Below are 23,333 nucleotides of genomic sequence, written 5' to 3' on the forward strand. Positions count from 1 at the left end.
TTTGGAGACGCGGGGCTTCACAACGGAACGACGTGCAGGTGGGCATGCTCGACGGTTTTCGGGGCCGGCTGGTCGAGGTTGAGTCCCACCCGGAAGATGTTGGATGCCCCCTGTTCGCGCAGCATGCGTTGGGCACGGTTCACCAGCAGCCAGCACGCCCGTTGCTCGCGCTCGGCGAGGTCGAAATAGTTGATCACGTGTCGCTTGGGGAGCACGAGAGTATGTCCGTCAGCGGCGGAATCGTCGTTTCTCACCGCTACGGACTGCGCGGACTCCGAGACCAGCGTCGTTTCTGATGGTGGATTGCAGAGCACACAGTCGGTCTCGGGGTCGGAGGGGCGCTGCGGGTACGGGCGATACTGATAGATCTCGCAGAACTCGGTGCGCACGACGGTCTCGTACGGCAGGCCCACGTTGGTCTGATAGGTCGGGACGTTATGCTTGTAGTGCTGGCGGTACCCGGTGCGCTGAAGGTCCCGGCGGACCGTGTAGAAGGCAGTACCATCGGGGCGTAGCAATTCAGACACGTCCATCAGCACGTCCGTCTGTTCCCGCTGAAGCAAGACGTTGAGGACGTAGTGGCACAGGATGGTGTCGAACGTGCCGTCCGGGCGTTCCGGGGCGTAGTGGGGATCGTAGCCCTCAACCTCAACCCCCTTCTCGCGCAGAAAGTCAACGTCGGCCCCATGCCCACAGCCGTAGTCGAGCACGCGACCCTCGATGTGGCCGAGCCCGAGGAGCTTGCGGGTGGGAAAGGAGGGCCGGTCCCGCTCCTTCGCTGTAAGGTGCGCGTATGGATTTTGGCGGCGGGGCACGAGAGTTAGGGACCCAGTGACGGTGAGGCCGGTCGGGAGAGTTGGATGATGCTACTCCGCGCTCCACTCGGCAATTTGCTGGTCCGTCCGAAGTCGAACGCGTTGGCGTCGGAGACCAGTTAGAAGATCGTCAAGCGTGGTCTCGTCCGATCGGAGCGGGAGCGCCGCATTCGCCTCCTCGTAGAACCGGGGCTCGTAGCGGGTTTTCTGGTAGGCTCGGTGCCACCAGTCCTGTATGCGATCGGCGGCTGCTTCCACCTGCTGTGCCGAGGGAAGACGATCGGACTTCTCTGCGTTCAACTGCGATGACGCTGGCAGCAAGTTCCAAAGATGGTTGTTCGGCCAGTGCTTGAAGGGGAAACAGTGGTCAATTTCGTATCCGCTGTTTAGGCGTTCTCCGGACCACACGCAGTACAGAGGTTCTCCTGACTGCTGGAGCTGTATGGCCAGTTTGCGGACTTCCTGGGTTGAATGCTCCACGTTGGGCCAGGCTAGTGCATCGCGGTACGCACCGGGGGACGCAGTGCCGTCGTAGGTTTCGAGCAACTCCACCCAGCGGCTCAAAATGGACGGTTCGATCCAACTGGCGTGCCGAGCGAGTGCATCCCATACATGTCGGGGCACGCGAAGCGTCCCCACCGTACGTAGGAATTCGAGGTCGAGGGTGAGTTCATCTGACGAACGGATGTGCCCACTTCCATACTCAAATACCTGATCGCTCGTCCCTGGGTAGGTGATGAAGTGAGCAGGCCCCTCCCGGATGGTGTCTCGAATGGTCCGGAACGTCTCGATGAGGTGGCGGGCCTCGTCCCCAGTAAAGCGCCGACCGAGCCGAAAGTCCGACTCAGAAAGCCGCCGCAGAAATTGAAAGTGTTCGTCGTCAAAGGCGGGGGGGCCATTTCCCGGGGGCATTTGGTGATATCCCCGATTCAGAATGAGCCAACGATACATGCGCAGCCAATACAGCGCTACCATCCCAAGGGGAATATCCACGTGGTCCTGGGTTTCCTCCAAGACGGCGCCCTTCGCGTTATCGGCCACCCGGAGGATGGAGCGCAGCAGGGCAGGCTTATAGGTGGCGGATGTGTTGTCGTTGATTAGAATATGTCGGATCAGCGGCAGGGCGCCGGTGCCGTCGTCCGGCAGTCGGAAGACGACCGTTGTCCATTCCAGGGCTCGATCCAACTGGTCGTCAGTTTGCGTCGCGTCCAGGAGCTCGAGTGCGAAAGAACGTGACAGATCGCGCAGTTCAGACGTCGAGGTTTCGTAGGCCGTGCGATTGCCATCCGGCAGTTCGGAGCGGAGCGTAATGACGAGGTGGCCGCCGGGCTTGAGGCGTTCCGTGAGCTTGCGGAAAGCGCGCTCTCGCTCCGAGGGAGGAACGTGCATCCAGACGGCACTCAGCAGGATGACGTCGAACGTGTAGTCGAGATCGTGGACGGCGTCCAGCGCCGGAAGCTGGTCGTCGAGCCACTGAATGCGGGGAGACGGATGTCTCTCCTGAGCGCGCTTCCGCAGTGCGTCTGCAGGCTCGACCGCAACTACCTCATGATCTTGATCCGCAAACCAGGCGGCGTCGCGGCCCGATCCTGCTCCCACGTCGAGCACCAGAAGCTGCGTGCTTGGAAGCAAGGGGAGCCAGTCGCCATGCACCACTTCGGTATCAGTACGCTCGTAGCGTCGAAAAAAGTCGTTGGGCCGCTGTTTATACGCGGACATCGGCTATAAATGGGCGTTATCGAGCGATGCCTCCAAGTAGCGAAACGGTGCCGTAATCGGCGCACGCCAGCGCTATGTGGCGGACATCGCAATTATTTTTCGGGATGTGAAACTAAAAAAACAAAGTACGGGCCGTGGGTTCAAGTTTTGGCACCGATTGACAGAGAGACTCCGGGGAGATGCAGCACCCACACGCCCCGATCCGCCGCTCTGCGCTCCGCGGAGGGCCCGACCGCGGCCCTACGCCGGCTCCAGCGCCCGAAAGGCCTCCAGCAGCTCCTGCGCCACGGGCCCCGGCGTGCCGTCGCCCACCGTCCAGTCGTCCACCTGCACGATCGGCATGATGCCCGTCGTGGTGCCCATCAGAAACAGCTCGTCGGCCTCGGGCAGGGCGTCGACGGCCACGGGAAACTCCTCCACGGGACGGCCCAGGGCGTCGCACAGCTCCAGCATCACGGTGCGCGTGATGCTCGGCAGGGTGCGGTTCGTGAAGGGGTGGACCGTCACGGTGCCGTCGAACACGGCCGCCATGCTGGAGTGGCTGCCCTCCGTCACGAACCCGTCGCGCACCAGCAGCGCCTCGTAGGCCCCGGCCTCCTGGGCGGCCTGGTTGGCGAGGACATTGGGGAGGTAGTTGAGCGACTTGATGTCGCAGCGGGCCCAGCGCTGGTCGGGCCGCAGGATCACCGCCACGCCGTTGCGCCACTTCTCAAGCGGCGGCTCGTGGGCCTCGGCACGGGCGTAGACGGTCGGCTCGGGGGGCGGGTCGGGAAAGGCGTGCTGGCGCGGCGCGGCCCCGCGGGTGACCTGCAGGTACACCTTTGCGGGGCCCGCGTCCAGGCCGTTGCGGGGCAGCAGCCCGCGGACGCGCTCCCAGAGGGCGTCGGGGTCGACATCGTGCAGCCGAATGGCCTCCAGGCTGCGGGCGAGGCGCCGGCGGTGGTCGGCAAGCCGAAACAGCCGCCCGTCCTCGGCGCGGGCCACCTCGTAGACCCCGTCCCCAAACACGAACCCCCGGTCGTCGGGGGAGATGGACACGTCCGCCTTGTCCATGTAGCTGCCGTTGAAGTAGACCGTCATCGGAATGGGTGCGTCTAGCCGAAATTGAGCGCGCGCTGCCCTGCGGGGGACGACTCAACGTAAGGGGTTCAGGGGAGAAACGCAGTGGGGGACGGAGCCCATCCCCCAGGAGGAGCAGGCAATCGGGATTTTCGCCGCCGGAGTTGACGTTTTGCAAAGAAATAGTTAACCATAACACAGGGCTCGGGCCGATCCGATGCCACAGCGGTCCTCGTTCATCCGCCCCTTCAGGTGCCGTGTCCCGCGATCGATCCACCGAAGAGACCACCGTGTTCGCCATCTACTCGACGCGCCGCGACGCGGAGGTGGCAAAAGAGTACCTGCGGGAGGCGGACATCGAAGCGTTCGTACAGGCCGACGACGCGGGCGGCATGCACCCGCAGATGCAGCGGCCGCACGGGGTCAAGCTGGTGGGCATGAGCGGGGCGGCCCAGGACGCCTACGAGGCCCTCGACGCCGCCGACCTGTTGCCGCAGCCGGTGGACCGGCCGGACGAGCCCGACGGGACGGGGGAGCCGGCAGCCCTCACGATGTCGACGGGCGGTGTGGCGGGCGTGCTCGGGGCCGCCGCGGTCGTGCTTCTCGTCCTCTACCTCCTGCTGGCGTAGCCCGCCCCGCCGTCCGCATACGAGGGGCTCGGTCGGCATTGGGCGACGTTCGACGAGGAGGGTGAGCTTGCTGTGACCGTCGCCCACGGCGCACCCCGAGAGCACTTCCTCGCTTTGCTCAGGGCGCACCCCGAGAGCACTTCCTCGCTATCGCTCACGGCGCACTCTAAAAGCACTTGCTCACTTCGTTCACGGCGCACTCTGAAAGCACTTGTTCACTTCGTTCACGGCGCAAGGCGTTCGAGGGTCCAGTCGCCTGCCGGGTCGGACCGGCGGTAGCGGAGGCGGTCGTGGAGGCGATTGGGGCGGCCCTGCCAGAACTCGACCTCCGTGGGGCGCACCACGTAGCCGCCCCAGTGGGAGGGCCGGGGAATCTCGTCTTCGTCTCCGTATTCGGCCTTCACGGTGTTCAGGTTCTCCTCCAGGTCGGCCCGGCTGTCCACCACGCGGCTCTGGGGGGAGGCCCAGGCCCCCATCTGCGCCCCGCGGGGGCGGCGGTGAAAGTACTCGGTCGACTCCTCGGCGGGCAGGCGCTCGACCGTGCCCTCAATGCGCACCTGCCGTTCGAGCGGCTTCCACAGGAAGACGAGTGCCGCGTGCGGGTTTTGGCTCAGGTCGGTGCCCTTGCGGCTTTCGTAGTTTGTATAGAAGTGGAAGCCGCGGTCGTCGAGGCCCTTCAGCAGCACGATGCGGGCGGAGGGCGTGCCGTCCGTGGCGGCGGTGGCGAGCGTCATGGCGTTTGGCTCCTCCAGCTCCGCGTCTTCGGCCTCGTCGAACCAGTCCCGGAACTGCTCGATCGGGTCGTCGGTCACGTGGGTGCGCGAGAGCTCGGCCCGGGCGTACTCCTGGCGTAGATCAGCGAGCTTGGACATGGGCAAAGCGAGTTGTGGTCGAAAACAGCAAATTCAGAACGCCCCGGTGTAACCCCTCGTTTCGGGCGGGCCGCATCTTTTGCGGGGGTGTAATACGGCCGTGCTCCCGCCCGGCTCGAAGCGCGGCTACCGCCAGATCTCCATCCGCAGGCCGCGGTCGTTGCGCGGCGCGGCGGCGTCTCCGGACGGACACCGCTCGGCCGTGCCCGTGTGGATGCGGCGGGCCGTCCAGCACGCCGCGTGGGCGTCGAGCACGTCGTCGGCGCCGACCGGGCCGCCCGACAGTCCGTCGGTGACCGTCTCGACCTCCGGAAAGCCGTGGGTGGCCAGGAGTGCCGTGCGGGCGGCCCGGCCCGCGTCGGTGTGCTTGCTGTCCGCGACGGGGGCATCGCCGTTCATCGCGTAAAAGGCGAGCTCCGGGTGCACCTCGCGGATGCGGTCCTGCCGGGCGGGCGTCATGCGCTCGGCCAGGGCCCGCATCTTGGGAAGCAGGTGGAAGGCCTGCTTCGTGAGGCCCGGGGCGTCGGGGCCGCTGGCGCGATTGCGGCGCTGGGCCTCGTCGTAGGTCTCGGCCCCGAGCACGGCATGGGCGGGCGGCGAGAAGACGCTGGCGCCCCGCGGGTGGCCCAGCAATTGGCGGGCGGCCCGGTCGCACGTGCGCCCGCCGGGGACGGCCCGGTCGGGCAGGCCGACCACCATGTCGACGCCGAGTACGGCCGGGGCCTCGGGCAGGTCGAGCAGGGCGTCGACGCCGTCAACGGTGCGGCACCGCGTGGTGCCGGTGTGGGGACGGTGCAGGACGACGACCCAGCCGTCGCGAAAGCCGTCCGTTCCGGCCACCCAGGCACTGGGTTCCGTAGAAGCGGTTTCCGTAGAAGAAGGCATTGCGGGAAACGGTTGAGAAATTGCGGACCACTTTACGTCGTCCGTCCAACTTCTTTGATTCCGGGGTGTTGGGAATGATAGCGCTTTCACCCTAGATCCGTGCCGCACGCTGTATGAAACTGCCCTTCTTCCTCGCGAGCCGCTTCGTGGCGGGCGAGACGCTCGAGACCTCTCTTCCGGTCGTGGACGATCTTAATCAGGACGGGCTCCATGTGGCCCTCGACAAGCTCGGGGAGCACGTCCAGAACCGAAGCGAGGCGATCGCGGCCCGGGACGCCTACATCGACCTCGTCCGCACGATGGCCGAGCGGGACGACCACGGGCAGCGGAACCGCATCTCGATCAAGCTCTCGATGATGGGACAGCTCATCGACGAGGACTTCTGCGAGGAGAACCTGCGGCGGCTCCTGGAGGTGGCCGCCGAGCACGACCTGTTCGTGCGGCTGGACATGGAGGGCAGCGACCTCACCCAGTCGACACTCGACCTTTTTGAGGCCGTCTACCCCGACTTTCCCAACCACGTGGGGCCGGTCCTGCAGGCCATGCTGAAGCGCACGGACCGCGACGTCGACCGCATGTGCGAGCTTGGCGTGAGCGTGCGCCTGTGCAAGGGCGCCTACGCCGAGCCGACCTCGCTCGCGTACCAGGACATGAGCCAGATCCGGGAGCGGTACCTCGACTACACCGAGCGGCTCCTGCAGCACACCGACGGCTCCGGCATCGCCACGCACGACGACGAGCTCATCGAGGCGACCAAGTCGTTCGTCGACCGTCGCGGCATCGACCGGGACGACTTTGAGTTTCAGATGCTCTACGGCCTGCGCCGCACCACGCAGCGGGAGATGGCGGCGGACGGCTACAACATGCTCGTGTACGTGCCCTACGGCACGGAGTGGTTCCCGTACTTTTCCCGCCGCCTCCGGGAGAAGAAGGAAAACGTCTGGTTCGTCCTGCGCAGCCTGTTCCAGGGGTAGCGCGGCGCGTCGGGGGGGCACGTGGCGCGAACGGGCAGGCTGGACGGCGTCCCGGTCCGGCTGGGCCAGGGGAGGAGGGGAAAGACACGGGCGACGGGGCGAATGCCCCCTGCGCTACGGACCAGTCTCGTCCCGGACGGCCGACAGGGCCTTCTCGTGGACCGAACGGGCGGTTTCGTCGAAGAGCACGAACCGGACGTGGGTGACCGAGTCGAGGTCGGGGGCCGCGTCGAGGATTGTCTCTAGGGCGATGCGGGCCGCCTCGTCAAGCGGATACCCGAAGGCGCCCGTCGAGAGGGCCGGAAAGGCGACGGACGCGATTGTATTCTCCTCGGCCTGCCGGAGGGCGTTCTCGTAGCCGGTCCGCAGCAACTCGTCGGACGGGTCCTCGCGCCCGTAGACGGGCCCGAGGACGTGAATGACGTGGTCGTTCGGAAGATCATGAGCCCCGCTAATGACGGCCTCTCCGGGCTCGATCGGGGCCATGGGGCGCGTCTCCGTTGCGAGTCCGGGCCCGGCGGCCGAGTGGAGGGCGCCGGCCACGCCGCCGCCCGTCCGCAGCTGTGCGTTGGCCGCATTGACGACGGCCTCCACGTCGGACTGCTTCGCGATGTCGCCCGTCGTCAGTTCGACCGTGACCCCGGCGTGCACGTGCGTCATGAGAGCTGTGGGGGCGTCGAAGAAAGCAGGGACGAACAGGGTTGATGCTTCAGGGTACAGACTGTAGTCTCACGTCCCTGTTGTGTTCATTCTCTCGTGACCGTTTGCGTCCCCCTCCGTTCGGGCGCGCCCCCGTCCCATGAAGTACGATCCCATCAAGGACCGGCTCGGCGACCTCGCGAGCCGCCACCCCCTGCTGCAGCGACTGCTTTTCGGGCTCCTCAACCTGCTTTTCCTCCGGGCGTGGTACGTGCGCCGGGAGGTGCGGCGGCTCCTCGGTGCCCGCCCGGACGACCGCCCGGTGCGGGTGCTCGACGCCGGCACGGGGTTCGGGCAGTACGCCTACTTCGTCGCCCGCACGTTTCCGAACGCGCAGGTGCGGGCCGTCGACGTGAAGCGCGAGTACCTGGAGCGGGCCCGCGCATTCGTCGATCAGACCCCGCAGGCCGATCGGGTGGACTGGGCGATTGACGACCTGACGGCCCTGCAGTCGGAGGGGCCGTTCGACCTGATCCTGGCGGTCGATGTGATGGAGCACATTCCCGACGACGAGGCCGTGTTCGAGCACTTCGAGCGTGTGCTGCGGCCTGGGGGGCACGTCGTCATCAATACGCCCTCGGACCAGGGCGGCTCGGACGTGCAGGACGAGGGCGACGAGAGCTTCATCGGGGAGCACGTGCGGGAGGGCTACGGGCGGGCCGAGCTTGCGGGCAAACTTCGGGCCGCGGGGCTGGAGCCGGTGCGCGGGCTCTACACCTACGGCCCGTACGGCTCCGCGGCGTGGCGCGGGCTCATCAAGTGGCCCATGCAGATGCTGGGGGCCACCTGGGCGTCGCTCCTCGCGCTCCCGTTCTACTACGCCGCGGCCCTGCCCCTGGGCCTGCTCCTCAACGCAACCGACGTGAGACGCGACAACGCCCGCGGCACGGGGCTCTTCATGGTCGCCCGTCGCCCGCCGACGCCCGAGGCGCGGAACGGAGGATCGGGCGGGCCGTAGCCTCACAGAGTGTTCACATTTCCTTTGTGGAGACTGGATTTGCACGCCCTGTGTCCACCGAACACCGGCACGATTTGCCGGTTGCGGACGGCGGCACACGAAGTGCCGCGGAGCCCCGGCGTCGCCGTGTGCCCTCGTCCATCTCTTCGTTGCGCTTCTGTCCCGAGACGGGCGGCTCCCTTGCCCGCACGCCGACCCTACGGTCGTCCGATCACGTTCTCCTGACCCCGACCCCCCCGCCTGACCATGATCATCGACCGCATCATGAGCCGCGACGTCGTCACAGTCGCTCCGGACGCGGCCCTCATCGACATCCGCAAGCGCCTGCAAGAAGGCGGATTCAACCACATGCTCGTCGTTGAGGACGGCGCACTGTGCGGCGTGATCTCGGACCGGGACGTCCTGAAGGCGATCAGTCCCTTCCTCGACACCTACAGCGAGAAGCATCGCGACGTAAAGACGCTCAGCCGGCCGGCGTCGGAGATCATGCAGGGAGACCCCATTACGGTCGCGCCCGGCACGCCGATCGAGGAGGCCTCCCAGACGCTGCTCGACAACCGGGTGTCGTCACTGCCGGTGGTGGAGGGGGGCGACCTCATAGGCATCGTGACCGGAAAGGACATGCTGGAGTATTACGTGTCGGAGGCGGCGTGAGCGCCCCAACCGCGGGGTGCCGGGGCGAGCCAACCGGCACGCCGCCGCATGTGGTTGCGGGCGTCGACGGCCGGGCCCTCGGGGCCGGCCGAAGAAAACTGAGTCATGATTGCGCGGTGCGGGGCCGACGTCGACGGGTCGAATTGATAAAGCCCCACGGGGGCCCCTATCTTGAGGGCGGACCTCACAGATCGGGGGTCCCGTCGTCTTTCCTCCCTCCAATCTTCTTTCGTGCCGTGCAGACCAAGTACATCTTCGTCACCGGTGGCGTCACGTCCTCCCTCGGCAAGGGCATCTTCAGTGCCTCCCTGGGGCGGCTGCTCTCCGACCGCGGGCTCGACGTGACGATTCAAAAGTTCGACCCGTACATCAACGTCGACCCGGGGACGATGAACCCGTACGAGCACGGGGAGGTGTACGTCACCAACGACGGGGCCGAGACCGATCTCGACCTCGGGCACTACGAGCGGTTCCTCGACCAGCCCACCAGCCAGGCCAACAACGTCACCACCGGGCGGGTCTACATGGAGGTGATCAGCAAGGAGCGGGAGGGGGCGTACCTGGGCAAGACCGTGCAGGTGGTGCCCCACATCATCGATGAGATCAAGCACTGGATGCTGAAGCTCGGCGAGACCGGCGACTACGACGTCGTCATCACCGAGATCGGGGGGACGGTGGGCGACATCGAGGGGCAGCCCTACCTGGAGGCCATCCGCCAGCTGCGCAACGAACTGGGCCCGCGCAACACGATGATCGCCCACCTTACGCTCATCCCTCACCTGCGCGCTGCGGGCGAGCTGAAGACGAAGCCCACGCAGCACTCCGTAAAAGAGCTCCTCGCCCACGGCCTCCAGCCGGACACCATCGTCTGCCGGTCGGAGCGGTCCATCACCGCGGAGGTGCGGCGCAAGATCTCCCTCTTCTGCAACGTCGAGGAGGAGGCCGTCATCCAGATGCTCGACGCGGAGTCGATCTACGAGGTGCCGCTCCTGCTCCGCGACGAAGGCACGGGCGAGCTCGTCGTCGACCGCTTCTACCCCGAGAGGGGCGACGAAAATGAGAAATGCAGCGACACGCCCGACCTCAGCGACTGGATTGGGTTTTTGAAGCGCCTGAAGAACCCGGAAGAAACGATTCCCATCGCCCTCGTGGGAAAGTACGTAGAGCACCAGGACGCCTACAAGTCCATCACCGAGAGCTTCATCCTCGCCGGGGTGCCCGACGAGGTTCAGGTGGAGGTGAAGTACGTGCCCTCGGAGGACCTGTCGCCGGACACCGTAGAATCCCAGCTCGGAGACGTGGCGGGTGTCCTCGTGGCGCCCGGCTTTGGGGACCGGGGCGTGGAGGGCAAAATTTTGGCGGCCCAGTACGCCCGGGAGCACGACGTGCCCTTCTTCGGCATCTGCCTGGGGCTGCAGTGCGCGATCGTCGAGTTTGCGCGGCACGTGTGCGGGTGGGACGGGGCCCACTCCACCGAGTTCGACGAGGACACCGCCTACCCCGTCATCGACCTCATGGAGGAGCAGAAGGAAATCTCCGACAAGGGGGGGACGATGCGCCTCGGGCAGTACGACTGCCGCATCCAGGACGGCTCGCGCGCCCACGAGATCTACGAGGCCGACATGGTCCAGGAGCGGCACCGGCACCGGTACGAGGTGAACAACGTCCTCCGCTACAAGCTGCTGGAGGAGGGCATGCGCTTCAGCGGCGTGAACCCCGATACGGACCTGGTCGAGATCATGGAGCTGCCCGACAAGCGGTGGTTCCTGGGCGTGCAGTTCCACCCGGAATACCGGACCACGGTGGGGGATCCGCACCCGCTGTTTCGGTCGTTTGTGCGGGCCTGTACGGCCTACGCCCACGAGGAGGACCTCGTCACCTCGCCCCAGCCGCCCGAGCGAAAGGCGGTCCCGCTCGCGTCGGTCGACATGTAGATCGCGCTGGGACGCCGGCCCGTCGGGACGCCGGCGCGTTGTAGGTCGGGCCGTTGTGTGGGTCCGTTCTGGCGAGGGCGGGGGCACGCGGCCCTCCGCCTCGTTTGTGCCCGGCCCCGTTCTTCACGGGCCTCCCCGCAGGCGCCTGCTAGTGCATGAGAAGCTGTTTGGTGGATGGGTATTCAGCCGAGACACGGCGGGCGACGTGCACGAACGGGGCCCAAACGAGCCCTGTGCGGGGGCCGAGCAGAAGCGGGGTCATGCCTCCGATGCGCTACCGGGCGCGTGCAGAACCCGTTCTGCGCTGGGAGCGCAACGACCGAGTACCCACCGGGGGGCCATAGTCAGTCCGCCAAACAGCTTCTAAACGTTCAACGTTCTGACGCACCAACCGGCCAACCTAGTCAGAGCGTGCGGATGAGGCCCAACACGCGACCGACGACGTAGTAGTCGGATTCGGTCGGGGAGAACGTCTCCTCGGCGTAGTGGGGGGCGGTGGGGCGGAGGTGAATCTTTCGGTTGGCGAACTCGAATTCGCGCGCCAGCAACTGGTCCTGAAGGAGAGTGGCCACGAGGGTCCTATTGTCCAGGTCGTCCCACTCCCGCTCTTCGATCAACAGGAGGTCCCCCTTCTGAATGCCCGTCTCGATCATTCCATCGTCGCCGGCCCGTCCGAGCAGACAATCGTCGGGCGTTCGGGCGTTGCGCAAGAGCTGGTGGTCGACGGACAGGGTGCCGGCGGGCCGTTCCCGGAGCCGCTCCGGGTGGTCGCTGGGCGTGCGGCTTACGATGGGAAGGGTCGGGGGGCCCCCGCCCTGCCCAAGTGGGTCCTGCTCCCGCCCCGCAAGCTGAATGCTCCGGGCCTTGTGCTTCTCGCGCTCGATCCAGCCCTTCTCTTCGAGCTTCTGGAGAAGCTTGTAGACGCCGTTCGTCGACGCGATGCCCAGGGCGTCCCCAATCTCTTGTAGGGTGGGGGGCTTCCGGTGGCGGTCAAGGTACTGCTCGATGAAGTCGTACGCCTGATTCTGGCGCTGGGTGAGGGGCTCCTTGCTCATAGAGAACGAGGCAGGCTGAGGCGGAGGGCGGGGGGACGGACGGGAACGTTGTCGTGAGGGACTACAAACATATGTGCGCCCGCCCCAGCTGGGCAAGAGCAAAGAGGTGAAAATATTTTCTTCAAGGGGTGAAAACATTTTTATTCTGCCGCCGACAGGAGGGAGCCGGCCTGTATTTCGATATGTGCGGGCGGCTCAGCCCGGGGGGAATGGGGGCGATAATCGGCTTTTGGCGCCGCTGAGCCTTGACATTGGCCCGGAACCGCGTACATTGTGAGGCGCGTGGGGAAATGTGGGGAATCGTCCCAGGATGGTTTTCGCTTCTCCGTTCTCGTTTGCCGTTCCGCCGCGCCACTCGTGGGGCATGTTCAGTCATGGCGTTCAAAGGACAGGCCGAATATTCCGTCGACAGCAAGGGCCGGGTCGCCATTCCGGCCAAGATGCGGAAGTCCCTGTCGCCCGCGGCGAACGAGACGTTTACGATCACGCGGGGGTTCGAGGATTGCATCTTCCTCTACCCGATGGACGAGTGGGCCGACATTGAGGAGGAGATCGACGAGCTGAGCATGTACGACCGGGAGGTTCGAAATTTCGTGCGTCTCATCATGCGGTGGGCCAGTGAGGTGTCCCTGGACGGGCAGGGGCGCATCAGCATTCCGAATCCGCTGATCGACTTTGCCGGGCTCGACGACTCGGCCCTTATCTTGGGGGCGTTCGACCACATTGAGATTTGGGACCCGGCGCAGTTCGACGGGTACCTCAACGAGCAGCCCGACGACTACGAAACGCTCGCCGAGAGCGTCATGAGGTAGACGACTTTCCGCAGGGACGTGGACCCGAACCGATGTCAGACGACGATTCTCAAGACGATTCCGTTCCGGAGGGCGATCCTCGCCGGTACGCGACCGACTTTCACGCACCTGTTCTTTCACACGACGTACAGGCCCGGCTCGTCACCGACGCATCGGGGCGCTACGTCGATGCGACCCTCGGGGGGGGCGGGCACGCCCGAGCCCTGCTCGAGGGGCTCGACCCCGACGGGGTTGTCCTCGGCATCGACCGGGACCCGGAGGCCCTGGAAACGGCCCGCGACCGCCTGGCCGACGAGCGCGAGGCGGGGCGCTTCTGGGCGGTGCACGGGACCTTCGGAAACCTACGGGATGTGCTGGCGGCCGAGAACCTGATCCCCATCGACGGGCTGTTGCTCGACCTCGGCGTCTCGTCCCATCAGATCGACGCGCCCGAGCGGGGCTTTAGCTTCCGGGACGAGGGCCCGCTCGACATGCGGATGGACCCGCAGGGCGGCCTCACTGCACGGCAGATCGTCAACGGCTGGGGCGAGCGTGACCTGCGCGATGTGCTTCGCGAGTACGGGGAGGAGGGGCGGGCGGGACAGATCGCCCGGGCCCTTTGCGACGCCCGCCCGCTCGACACGACGCGGGCCCTGGCGGCGGTGGTAGAAGATTGCGTGCCGCCCCCCGACGTGGTCAAGACCCTGACCCGCGTCTTCCAGGCGCTCCGCATCGCGGTGAACGCCGAGCTCGACGAGTTGGAGCACGTGCTGGAGCAGGCCACGGAGGTGGTCCGCACGGGGGGGCGCATCGCGGCCATTAGCTACCACTCGCTGGAGGACCGGCGCGTGAAGCGGTACCTCCGCTACGGCAACTTCGAGGGCAAGCCGCGCCGCGACCTGTACGGCACCCTCGTGGCGCCCTGGGCCGAGACGCCCCGCGGCCCCATCGAGGCCGGCGAGTCGGAAGTGGAGGCCAACCCCCGGGCGCGAAGCGCGCACCTCCGGGTGGCCGAGCGACAAGACGACGAGGCGGGGGCTCCGCTCCCGCCGCTCTCTTGAGGCGGACCCGCACCCGCACCATTCGATCCGATACAACATCATGAGCAGACGAACCGGCTCCTCACATGCAGGACGATCGTCCACGGGCGCCCCCCTGCGGCCCGGCCGCGGGGACGGGGCCCCGAGGGATGCCGCCGCGCCGAATGCGGCCTCCGGCAGCGCGTCCGACGGGTGGGTGCGGCACGGCACGGCGCTCCCGAGCTGGACCGACCTCGAGCCGTCGCGGAACCGGCGCCGCAAAACGCCCCCGGGCGCGTTCCTGGAAAACGTGTCGACCCTTCGCTTCTCGCTCCTCATCCTCGCGGTGGCGGCGGTGTTCACCCTGTACGTGGGGCACGTGCACGCCACGACCGACCTGTACAACCGGCTTCAGCAGGCCCGGACCGAGAACCAGCGCCTGCACCTTAAGCACAACCGCCTCCAGGGCGAGTTCGGTCGCCAGGTGGGCCCGTCGGTCATTTACGAGCGCGCCCGCGAGCTCGGGTTGAAGGGGAGCGTCACGTACGGGCCGCCCATCACTGTCGAACCGGTCGAATAATGTCGAATAGTTCTGTCCAGCGCGCAGGGGCGTCCCGACGTGCCGGCGCCCATTCCCACTCGAACCACACACGCCCATGAAGCCCAAAGACCAGATTCTGGCCCGGATGTACGTGGCGCTGACGCTGCTGGGCCTCGCCCCGCTGGCCGTCGCGGCGCAGATGGGCCAGATTGTGGTGACCGAGACCGACGCGCTCCGCGACCAGGTGCGGGCGCAGGCCCGCTCGTCGGTGACGATTCCGGCCATGCGCGGCGCCATCCGGGACCGGGACGGCCGGGGCCTCGCAACGAACACGGCCCGGTACGACCTGGCCGTGGACCCGACGGTGGAGGGGTTTCGGGGGCGGGCGGGGACGTTCTTTGACAAGCTGGCCGGCCTGACCAACGCGTCGGCGTCGCAGTACCGGCGGCGGGTGCGCGGCCGGCACAGCCCGCAGTATGTGAAGCTGCGGGAGGAGCTCACGCCCCGTCAGTACGAAGCCATTCGGGGGTGGGAGGTGCCGGGCGTGATCCTCACGCCGGAGTTTGGGCGGCGCTACAACTACGGGTCGACGGCGGCCCACGTGATCGGACACGTCGGGAGCAGCGGGAACGGCCTTGCCGGGCTGGAGCTGGCGTACGACGACACGCTGACCGGCACGCCCGGACGGCGCATCGTGCGGCGGGACCGGAGCGGGCGCATCGAGGCGTACGTGGGCGGGAAGGTGGTGCAGCCGGAGCGGGGCGACGACCTCGTGCTCACGATCGACCTGACGCGGCAGGCGGCGCTCGAAAACGAGCTTCGCCGCGGCGTGCGGGAAAGCGGGGCCGAGTGGGGAACGGCCGTGGCGATGGACCCGAGCACCGGTGCCATCCTCGGCATGGCCAACGTGCCGACCTACAATCCCAACCGACCGGGCCGGGCCCCCAGTGAGGCGCGGCGCAACCGGGCCCTCACCGATCGCTTCGAGCCGGGGTCCACCTTTAAGCTCGTCGGGGCCGTTGCGGCCATCGAGCAGGGCCTCGTGTCGCTCGACGACTCGGTGGAGACCGGCGACGGGTGGGCCGTCTTCCACGGCTACACGATGAAGGACGTGCAGGCGCACGGGACGATCTCGTTCGCCGACGTCATTGCGAAATCGAGCAACGTGGGCATGGCCAAGACGGTGGACGAGCTCGACCGAGGCACCTACTACCAGTACGCCCGCAACATGGGCTTTAGTCAGCCCACGTGGATCGACCTGCCGGGGGAGGTGGGGGGCGTACTGAAGCGCCCGCCCCAGTGGAGCGCCACGACCCAAACCTCGATGGCCATCGGCTACGAGGTGTCGATCACGCCGCTGCAGCTGATTACGGCCTACAGCGCGCTGGCGAACGGCGGCCTCCTCAAGCGCCCCTACGTCGTCGCCGAGCGGCGGGACGTGACGGGGAAGACCCTCTGGGAGAACGAGCCGGAGACCATCCGGCGGGCCTTTCGGGAAGAGACGGCCGATACGCTCCGGTCTGCCTTTAAGCGCGTCGTCGAGACCGGGACGGGCACCAACGCCCAGATTGACGGACTCCGCGTGGCCGGCAAGACGGGCACGGCGCTTCAACTCGCGGGCGGGGAGTATTCGGCGGACGAGACCCGCGCCTCCTTTGTGGGGTTCTTTCCCGCCGACGCGCCGGAGGTGGCGCTGCTCGTGGTGCTGGGATCGCCCCAAGGAGGCCCCCACGGCGGGGAGGTGGCCGCGCCGGTGTTTCGGCGGGTCGCGCGCCGGTGGGCCGGCACGTTCCCCGCGGTGGTGGACCGGATGACGCCGGAGTCGCCGCCCGCACCGACCGGGGCGCCGACGGGGCCCCGTCCGCCGGCGGACACGCTTCCGTCGGGCCGGCCGGACGCGATGCCCGACCTGACGGGACTCAGCACGCGCCGGGCGGTGGCGTGGTTGCGGGGGCGAGACATTGAGCCACAGCTTCGCGGGGCGGGCAAAGTGGTGCGCCAGCGGCCTCGTCCTGGGGCCCCGCTTCCAGAAACTCGTGCCCTTCTCACGGCGGCCCAGTGAGCCGATGCCAGGCCCTACGTCTGCACACACCGAGCGGGTTTCGGAGTGGGAGCCCGATCCCCTCCCCTGGGCGGCGCTCCGGCGTCGGCTGCGGACGGCGGATTTGCTGGACGAAACGATAGCGGGGGCCGAAGCCCCCGATCCCGACACCCTCGCGATCGGCGGCCTGACGGACGACAGTCGGGCGGTCACGCCGGGCGGCGGCTTCGTCGCGATTCGCGGCGTGGACGCCGACGGCCACTCGTTCATTGACATGGCGGTAGACAACGGCGCGCGCCTCGTCGTGTGCGAAGCGCTGCCGACCCGAGCGCGCGAGCGCTTTCCCGGGGTCGTGTTTGCGCGTGTGACAGACACGCGGACGGCCCTGGCCGAGGGCGCCGCGGCCCTGCATGGGGACCCGGCCGACGAGCTGCGTCTCGTGGGCGTGACGGGGACGAACGGAAAAACCACGGTGGCCTACCTCGTCCACCACTTGGTGGAGGCGCTGGGAGAGACCGCTGGGCTGCTCAGCACGATCGAGGTCCAGGCGGGCGGCGAGACGACGGCCCCCGCCCTCACGACACCGGGGCCGCTGGTCCTGCACCGCACGCTGCGACGCATGGTGGACCGGGGCTGCACGGCCTGCGTGATGGAGGTGTCGTCCCACGCGCTCGACCAGCACCGTGTGCACGGGCTCGACTATGAGGTGGCCATCTTCACCACCCTTTCGGTCGATCATCTCGACTACCACGACACGCTGGACGACTACCGGGCGGCGAAGAAAACCCTGTTCGACGCCCTCGGGCCCGACGCGACGGCCCTCTACAACGCCGACGACGAGGCCGGCCCCACGATGGTGGCCGATACAGAGGCGCGGGTCGTGTCCTTCGGGCTCGACCGAGACGCGGACATCGAGGCGGCTGTGCTGGAGGCGCGGCTCGACGGGCAACGGGTGCGGCTCGACGGCCACGAGCGGGACACCCGACTGGCGGGGCGCTTCAACGCCTCCAACATGGCGGCCGCCTACGGGACCGGCACGGCCCTCGGCCACGCGCCGGAGGCCGTGGCCGACGCCCTCGCCGACGCGCCGCCGGTGCCGGGCCGGGTCGAGCCGCTGCGCTTCGGGGACGGCACCACGGTCATTGTCGATTACGCCCACACGCCCGACGCGCTGGAGAACGTGCTCCGCACGGTGCGCGACACGACCCCGGCGAAGGCCGCGCTCTGGTGCGTGTTTGGGTGCGGGGGAGACCGCGATGCGGGCAAGCGGCCCACGATGGGCCGCATCGCCGAGCGGCTCGCGGACCGCGTGATCGTGACGAGCGACAACCCCCGCACGGAAGCCCCGGTGGCCATTCTGCGGGACATCCGCGACGGGGTGGAGCGGCCGGAGTCGATGCGCTGGATTGTAGACCGGGAGGAGGCCATCCAGGCCGCGGCCGACGAGACGATGCCGGGCGACGTGGTCGTGATCGCGGGCAAGGGCCACGAGACGACACAGACCATTGGCACCGACACCCGCCCCTTCGACGACCGCGAGATGGCACGACGATACTTTGGCTGACGACGCGTCCGGGCGGGTGCGATCGAAGTTCGATCCCCGCCCGGGCGCCCACACACAATGCTCTACTACCTCATCGACTACATTGAGCGGCTGTACCACCCGCCGGGGTTTCAGGTGATCCGGTTTATCACCGTGCGGGCGGCGCTGGCCTCCATCACGGCGCTCGGCATCGCGCTGGGGGCGGGGCGGGGCATCATCCGGTGGCTGCGGCAGCAGCAGCTCGGGGAGCAGGTGCGGGAGGGCGAGGCGGCCGGGGCCATCAGCCACGCCCACAAGGCGGGCACGCCCACGATGGGGGGCATCATCATCCTGCTGTCTGTGGGCGGGGCGACGCTGCTCTGGGGGGCCGTCGCCAATACGTACGTGTGGCTCTCCCTCGTGGCGATGGGTGGGCTCGGCGTGGTGGGCTTCGCCGACGACTACGTGAAGACGGTACGGAAGCAAAAGGACGGCCTCAATGCCTGGTACAAGGTGGCGGGCCAGGTTGCCGTCGGGCTTTTCGTGGGGGGCGTGCTGTACTTCCATCCCGACTTTGCGGCCTACAATACGTTCACGTTCATTCCCTTTCTGAAAGATCAGGTGCTCGATTATGACCTCTTTCGGTTTCTAGAGCTGGGGGTCGACCTCGGATGGCTCGTCTACCTTCCGGTGGTCGTCTTCATTGTGACGGCGGTCTCCAACGCCGTGAACCTGACCGACGGCCTCGACGGCCTGACGACCGGCGTCACGGCGTTCGTGTCGCTGGGGCTCGTCGCGCTGGTGTATGTGTCCGGCAACGCGGAGTTTGCGACGTTCCTGAACGTCATGCACCTGCCGGGCACCGGGGAGCTGACGGTGTTCGTGGCGGCCGTCACGGCGGCCTGCTTCGGGTTTCTGTGGTACAACGGATACCCGGCGACCGTCTTTATGGGCGACACCGGCGCCCTCGCCCTCGGCGGGGCCGTGGGGAGCACGATCCTCATGGTGCGCAAGGAGCTGCTGCTGCCGCTGCTTGGCATCGTGTACTTTGCCGAGGCGCTCTCGGTCATCGTGCAGACAAGCTACTTCAAATACACCCGACGCCGCACCGGCACCGGAAAGCGCGTCTTCCGGATGGCGCCCCTGCATCACCACTACGAGGCCCGCGGCCTCCACGAGGCGAAAATCGTGACGCGCTTCTGGATTGTGACCGCCATCACCGTAATCGCCGCCCTGCTCATCCTTCGCATTCGCTAGCACAGCCCCCGCCGCGGCGGGGAAGCGACCTGTTTCCACACTCACTCTCACCCCCTGAAATGACACCGGACGAGGTGCGCACAAAACGAGCCACCGTGGTGGGCGGCGCCCGCAGTGGGCGGGCCGTGGCCCGGCTGCTGGCGAAGGTGGGGGGCGAGGTGTTTCTCACTGAGCAGGACGCCCCGTCGGACGGGGCCGCGGCGGCCCTCGACGCGGCCGGCGTCGAGTACGAGTTTGGGGGGCACACGGCCGCGGCGCTCAACGCCGACGTTCTTGTGCTCAGTCCCGGGGTGCCCACGCAGTCGAACATCGTGCAGCAGGCGCTGCGGGCGGGGCTCGACGTGTACTCCGAAATTGAGGCGGCGTCCTGGTTCTGCGACGCGCCCATCGTGGCCATCACCGGGACCAACGGCAAGACGACCACGACGAGCCTCACCGGGCACGTCTTCCGAACGGCCTTCGCGGACACCCCGGACCGCGAGGCCCTCGTGGCGGGCAACATCGGGTACCCGTTTTCCGACTACGTGCTCGAGACGGAGCCGACAGACGTGGTGGTGCTGGAGGTGTCCAGCTTCCAGCTCGACCACGTGGAGACGTTTCGCCCGCGCGTGAGCGTGCTACTGAACATCACGCCCGACCACCTGGGGCGCTACGACCACGACTTCGAGGCCTACGCGCAGGCCAAGCACAACATTTTCCGCAATCAGGGCGAGGGCGACGTGGTGGTCTACAACCGGGACGATGACGACGTACGGGACGCCGTGGAGGAGGCGGCCGCGGAGCAGGGCGTCCGCCCGATGGCCATCACCAGAGAGGGGGTGCCGGCGGCCGGGGCCGGACTGCGAGACGGCCGCATCGTGCTTCGAACCGACGACGAAGACGCTTCGCTCATGCCTCAGGACGAGCTCGCCCTTCGAGGGCGTCACAACATGTACAACTCGCTTGCGGCCGCCGTCTCGGCCCGTGTGATGGAGGTCGAGAACGACGTCATTCGCGAGAGCCTGTCCGGCTTCGAGGGCGTGCCGCACCGGCTGGAGGCGGTGCGCACGGTGGACGACGTGCTGTACGTCAACGACTCGAAGGCCACCAACGTGAACGCGGTCTGGTACGCCCTGGAGAGCTTCGACCGGCCCATCGTCCTGATTGCCGGGGGCCGAGACAAGGGAAACGACTACACGGACCTCAAGCCGCTCGTTCGCGAGCAGGTGCGGGCGGTGGTGGCCCTCGGGGAGAGTGCCGAGACGGTCGGCCGGGCGCTCGGGGACGAGGCCGGCCGGCACCGCCGGGCCGACACCATGGAGGACGCCCTGAGCCAGGCCCAACGCGCGGCCCAGCCGGGCGACGTGGTGCTGCTGAGCCCGGCGTGCTCCTCCTTCGACATGTACGCAAACTACGAGGAGCGGGGCGACACCTTCCGCCGCCTCGTGGAGACAATGCTATAGCCATTACGCGTTGCGTACTGCGTAGCCGATCGTCCCGACGACTCAATTTTTTTCGACTTCACACTGACGCTCGATGAGCATCGTCCAGTCCCTCACACAGAAAGTGACCGACCGCGCCCCGGCGGACAAGTACGTGGTGTGGGTCGTGTTGGCGCTGTCGTCCGTGGGCGTGGTGGCGGTGTATAGCGCCGTCACGTATCTGGCGGAGGTGCGGGTTGGAACCGAGCCGGTGCACTTCCTGCTTCGCCACCTGGCCCGCGTGGGGATTGCCCTCGGGGCGATGGGGGTGGTGAGCCTCATCGACTACCGCACGCTGGCCCGGTACAGCCGGCTGGCGCTCGTGGGCACCCTGCTCCTGCTGGTCGCCGTCAAGGTCGTCGGTCTGTTCTCGGGCGGGGCCGACCGCTGGCTGCAGATTGGCGGGGTCGGGTTTCAGCCGTCGGAGTTCGCGCGGGTGGCGCTCGTCTTTTACGTGGCGGTGCTGTTGGTGCAGAAGCAGGACTACGTGAAGAGCTTCAGCCGCACGTTCCTGCCGGTGCTGTTTTGGGTGGGGCTGACGGTGGGGCTCATCGCCCTTGACGACCTGTCGACGGCCCTCGTGTTGCTGCTCGGGGTGCTGCTGATGAGCTTCGTGGGGCGCGTGAGCGTTCTGCAGATCGGTGGGCTCGCCGTGCTGGGGGGCGTGATGGCGTTCGGCGTGCTGTCGACATCGCCCGACCGGGCCGCCCGCCTAGAGGCGTACCTCGGGATGGACTTGTTTCCGAACACCGACACGGAGCAGGTCATGGACGCGCGGGGGGAGCAGTATCAGTCCCGGCAGGCCCGGATGGCCTTCGCGGTGGGCGGGTTCACCGGGGTGGGGCCGGGGAAGAGTGTCCAGCGCGACTTCCTTCCGGAGCCCTATAACGACTTTATTTTCGCCATCATCGCGGAGGAGTACGGCATCTTCGGGGCCCTGGCCCTGTTGGCCGGGGTCTTCGTGCTGCTCTTTCGCGGGTACCTCCGCATTGCGCGGGACGCCCCGGACCCGCTCGGGCTCATTCTGGCGGTGGGGATGACCACGCTGGTCGTGACGTACGGGTTCGTGCACGCCGGGGTGGCCAGTGGGCTGTTGCCGGTGACGGGCCTGCCCATGCCGTTTGTCTCGTACGGAGGGACGTCTCTGCTGGCCAACGGCATCATGATTGGAGTCCTGTTGAATATCTCCCGTCACGCGGGACAGCGTTCCGCCGAGCGGGTTTGAATTGCTCCCTTGTGAAATTCTTTCGGGTCTTCGGGCCCGTTGATGACGTTCTTGAGCTGCCATGAGCACGCGTGCGCCACACATACTGATGGTTGGGGGCGGCACTGGGGGACACGTGTACCCGGCCATCGCCATTGCCGACGCGGTGCGGGCCCTTCGTCCGGACGCCCAGGTTGTGTTTGTGGGCACGCAGGACCGGCTCGAAGCGCGGGCCGTGCCGGAGGCGGGGTATGCCCTCCACCCGATTACGGCGCAGGGCCTTCAGCGACGGGCCGTGGCGTCCAACCTGCTGCTGCCGTTCCGCGTGGCGCAGGGCCTGGTGCAGAGCTGGCGCCTCGTGGGGGCCATCGAGCCGGACGTGGCGGTGGGCACGGGCGGGTACGTGGCCGCCCCGGTGCTGATGGCGGCGTGGCTGCGCGGGCGGCCCCTCCTGATACAGGAGCAAAACGCCTACGCGGGCCTCACCAACCGGGTGCTCGCGCGCCTTGCGCTGCGCGTCCACCTCGCCTTTCCCGAGGCGAAGGACTGGGTGCCCTCCGAGCACGCGGTGGTGAGCGGAAACCCCACGCGCCAGTCGTTGCGGGACGCAGACCCCGACGCGGCCCGGGCGGCCTTCAACGTCCCGGAGGACGGGCGTGTGCTGTTGGTCATGGGGGGGTCGCTGGGCAGCGCCGCGATCAACGGGGCGATCCAGCGGATCCTGGATCCCCTGCTGGCCGAGGGCGACGTGTACGTGGTCTGGCAGACGGGAACCCGGTACTACGACGACCTGACGGCGGACCTCGACGAGCACCCGCGACTTCGCGTCGTCGAGTACATCGACCAGATGGGACACGCCTACGCCGCGGCCGACCTCGCGGTGTGCCGGGCGGGGGCGCTCACCTGCAGCGAGCTGACGGTCACGGGCACGCCCGCGGTCCTCGTGCCCTCGCCCAACGTGACGGCCGACCATCAGACCAAGAACGCACGGAGCCTGGAACGGGCCGGCGCCGCCGTGTGGCTGGACGAGGCAGACCTCGACGCGCACCTGGAGACGGTGCTGCTCGACCTGCTCGGCAATGCCGACCGGCGCGCCCGGATGGCCGAGGCCGCCCGCGACCGGGCCCGCCCCGACGCCGCGGAGACCATTGCCCGCGACGTCCTGGCCCTTGCCGATCGCTACCGCACGAACTGATTCTGAATTTCTCTTCTCGGCCCGCGGGCACCGGCCCCGGGCCCCGGAGA

21 protein-coding genes are annotated in these 23,333 nt (G+C 67.6%); 14 read left to right on the plus strand and 7 right to left on the minus strand.

The features are described 5' to 3' along the window. Window positions 1-17: 17 nt before the first annotated feature. From OJA40_RS10835 to OJA40_RS10845, 3 genes are all read right to left on the minus strand, one after another. On the minus strand, window positions 18-815 hold the full coding sequence (locus OJA40_RS10835; RefSeq protein ID WP_208426934.1) for a bifunctional class I SAM-dependent methyltransferase/HIT family protein: 798 nt from the start codon (window positions 813-815) through the stop codon (window positions 18-20). 51 nt (window positions 816-866) lie between these two features. Continuing rightward, window positions 867-2,534 (minus strand): class I SAM-dependent methyltransferase, encoded by a 1,668-nt coding sequence (locus OJA40_RS10840; protein WP_208426935.1) that lies wholly within the window; start codon window positions 2,532-2,534, stop codon window positions 867-869. A gap of 240 nt (window positions 2,535-2,774) precedes the next feature. Then, a complete protein-coding gene (locus OJA40_RS10845; protein WP_208426936.1) occupies window positions 2,775-3,614 on the minus strand; it encodes an aminotransferase class IV in 840 nt (279 codons plus the stop codon). Window positions 3,615-3,850: 236 nt separating this feature from the next. On the opposite strand from OJA40_RS10845, the gene OJA40_RS10850 reads away from it, so the two are divergent. Then, window positions 3,851-4,222, plus strand: coding sequence for a hypothetical protein (locus tag OJA40_RS10850; RefSeq protein ID WP_263809160.1), 372 nt, complete (start codon window positions 3,851-3,853; stop codon window positions 4,220-4,222). A gap of 224 nt (window positions 4,223-4,446) precedes the next feature. Here the strand turns inward: OJA40_RS10850 and pdxH are convergent, their stop codons facing one another. Continuing rightward, window positions 4,447-5,094, minus strand: a complete 648-nt coding sequence (pdxH, locus tag OJA40_RS10855) for a pyridoxamine 5'-phosphate oxidase (protein ID WP_208426938.1) — start codon at window positions 5,092-5,094, stop codon at window positions 4,447-4,449. Window positions 5,095-5,220: 126 nt separating this feature from the next. Then, window positions 5,221-5,979: a DUF429 domain-containing protein gene (locus OJA40_RS10860; protein ID WP_208426939.1), complete on the minus strand. Its 759-nt coding sequence runs from the start codon at window positions 5,977-5,979 to the stop codon at window positions 5,221-5,223. A gap of 113 nt (window positions 5,980-6,092) precedes the next feature. Between OJA40_RS10860 and OJA40_RS10865 the strand changes: the two genes are divergently transcribed. Next, on the plus strand, window positions 6,093-6,953 hold the full coding sequence (locus tag OJA40_RS10865) for a proline dehydrogenase family protein (RefSeq protein ID WP_208426940.1): 861 nt from the start codon (window positions 6,093-6,095) through the stop codon (window positions 6,951-6,953). Window positions 6,954-7,067: 114 nt separating this feature from the next. Here OJA40_RS10865 and OJA40_RS10870 read toward each other — a convergent pair whose 3' ends face one another. Beyond that, a complete protein-coding gene (locus tag OJA40_RS10870; protein ID WP_208426941.1) occupies window positions 7,068-7,613 on the minus strand; it encodes a macro domain-containing protein in 546 nt (181 codons plus the stop codon). A gap of 139 nt (window positions 7,614-7,752) precedes the next feature. Here OJA40_RS10870 and OJA40_RS10875 point away from each other — a divergent pair, with 139 nt between their 5' ends. From OJA40_RS10875 to OJA40_RS10885, 3 genes are all read left to right on the plus strand, one after another. Then, window positions 7,753-8,610, plus strand: coding sequence for a class I SAM-dependent methyltransferase (locus OJA40_RS10875; RefSeq protein ID WP_208426942.1), 858 nt, complete (start codon window positions 7,753-7,755; stop codon window positions 8,608-8,610). Between the two features lie 246 nt (window positions 8,611-8,856). Beyond that, window positions 8,857-9,264, plus strand: a complete 408-nt coding sequence (locus tag OJA40_RS10880; RefSeq protein ID WP_263810625.1) for a CBS domain-containing protein — start codon at window positions 8,857-8,859, stop codon at window positions 9,262-9,264. A 236-nt stretch (window positions 9,265-9,500) separates the two neighbouring features. Then, a complete protein-coding gene (locus OJA40_RS10885) occupies window positions 9,501-11,198 on the plus strand; it encodes a CTP synthase (protein WP_043551907.1) in 1,698 nt (565 codons plus the stop codon). A gap of 404 nt (window positions 11,199-11,602) precedes the next feature. On the opposite strand, the gene OJA40_RS10890 is transcribed toward OJA40_RS10885, so the two are convergent. After that, window positions 11,603-12,253, minus strand: a complete 651-nt coding sequence (locus OJA40_RS10890) for a LexA family protein (RefSeq protein ID WP_263809164.1) — start codon at window positions 12,251-12,253, stop codon at window positions 11,603-11,605. A 374-nt stretch (window positions 12,254-12,627) separates the two neighbouring features. On the opposite strand from OJA40_RS10890, the gene mraZ reads away from it, so the two are divergent. From mraZ to murG, 9 genes are all read left to right on the plus strand, one after another. Next, window positions 12,628-13,065, plus strand: coding sequence for a division/cell wall cluster transcriptional repressor MraZ (gene mraZ / locus OJA40_RS10895; RefSeq protein ID WP_103015609.1), 438 nt, complete (start codon window positions 12,628-12,630; stop codon window positions 13,063-13,065). A gap of 32 nt (window positions 13,066-13,097) precedes the next feature. After that, window positions 13,098-14,105, plus strand: coding sequence for a 16S rRNA (cytosine(1402)-N(4))-methyltransferase RsmH (rsmH, locus tag OJA40_RS10900; RefSeq protein ID WP_208426944.1), 1,008 nt, complete (start codon window positions 13,098-13,100; stop codon window positions 14,103-14,105). A 40-nt stretch (window positions 14,106-14,145) separates the two neighbouring features. Next, complete coding sequence (locus OJA40_RS10905) at window positions 14,146-14,643, plus strand: hypothetical protein (protein WP_208426945.1); 498 nt, start codon at window positions 14,146-14,148, stop codon at window positions 14,641-14,643. Window positions 14,644-14,719: 76 nt separating this feature from the next. Beyond that, entirely contained in the window at window positions 14,720-16,666 is a 1,947-nt protein-coding gene (locus OJA40_RS10910; RefSeq protein ID WP_263809165.1) for a penicillin-binding transpeptidase domain-containing protein, read from the plus strand. A gap of 4 nt (window positions 16,667-16,670) precedes the next feature. Continuing rightward, the gene (locus OJA40_RS10915; RefSeq protein WP_263810628.1) at window positions 16,671-18,209 is read left to right on the plus strand and encodes a UDP-N-acetylmuramoyl-L-alanyl-D-glutamate--2,6-diaminopimelate ligase; all 1,539 of its coding nucleotides are present in this window, start codon (window positions 16,671-16,673) and stop codon (window positions 18,207-18,209) included. 57 nt (window positions 18,210-18,266) lie between these two features. Then, window positions 18,267-19,424 carry a phospho-N-acetylmuramoyl-pentapeptide-transferase gene (mraY, locus tag OJA40_RS10920; protein ID WP_208426816.1) on the plus strand — a complete coding sequence of 386 codons (1,158 nt, stop codon included), beginning with the start codon at window positions 18,267-18,269 and terminating at the stop codon, window positions 19,422-19,424. Between the two features lie 74 nt (window positions 19,425-19,498). Then, window positions 19,499-20,866 (plus strand): UDP-N-acetylmuramoyl-L-alanine--D-glutamate ligase, encoded by a 1,368-nt coding sequence (murD, locus tag OJA40_RS10925; RefSeq protein ID WP_263810629.1) that lies wholly within the window; start codon window positions 19,499-19,501, stop codon window positions 20,864-20,866. A 73-nt stretch (window positions 20,867-20,939) separates the two neighbouring features. Beyond that, a complete protein-coding gene (locus OJA40_RS10930; protein ID WP_208426814.1) occupies window positions 20,940-22,109 on the plus strand; it encodes an FtsW/RodA/SpoVE family cell cycle protein in 1,170 nt (389 codons plus the stop codon). Between the two features lie 61 nt (window positions 22,110-22,170). Continuing rightward, window positions 22,171-23,283, plus strand: coding sequence for an undecaprenyldiphospho-muramoylpentapeptide beta-N-acetylglucosaminyltransferase (gene murG / locus OJA40_RS10935; protein ID WP_263810631.1), 1,113 nt, complete (start codon window positions 22,171-22,173; stop codon window positions 23,281-23,283). Window positions 23,284-23,333 lie beyond the last annotated feature (50 nt).

Origin of the sequence: Salinibacter pepae, assembly GCF_947077775.1 — a bacterium.
Taxonomy (GTDB): Bacteria; Bacteroidota; Rhodothermia; order Rhodothermales; family Salinibacteraceae; genus Salinibacter; species Salinibacter pepae.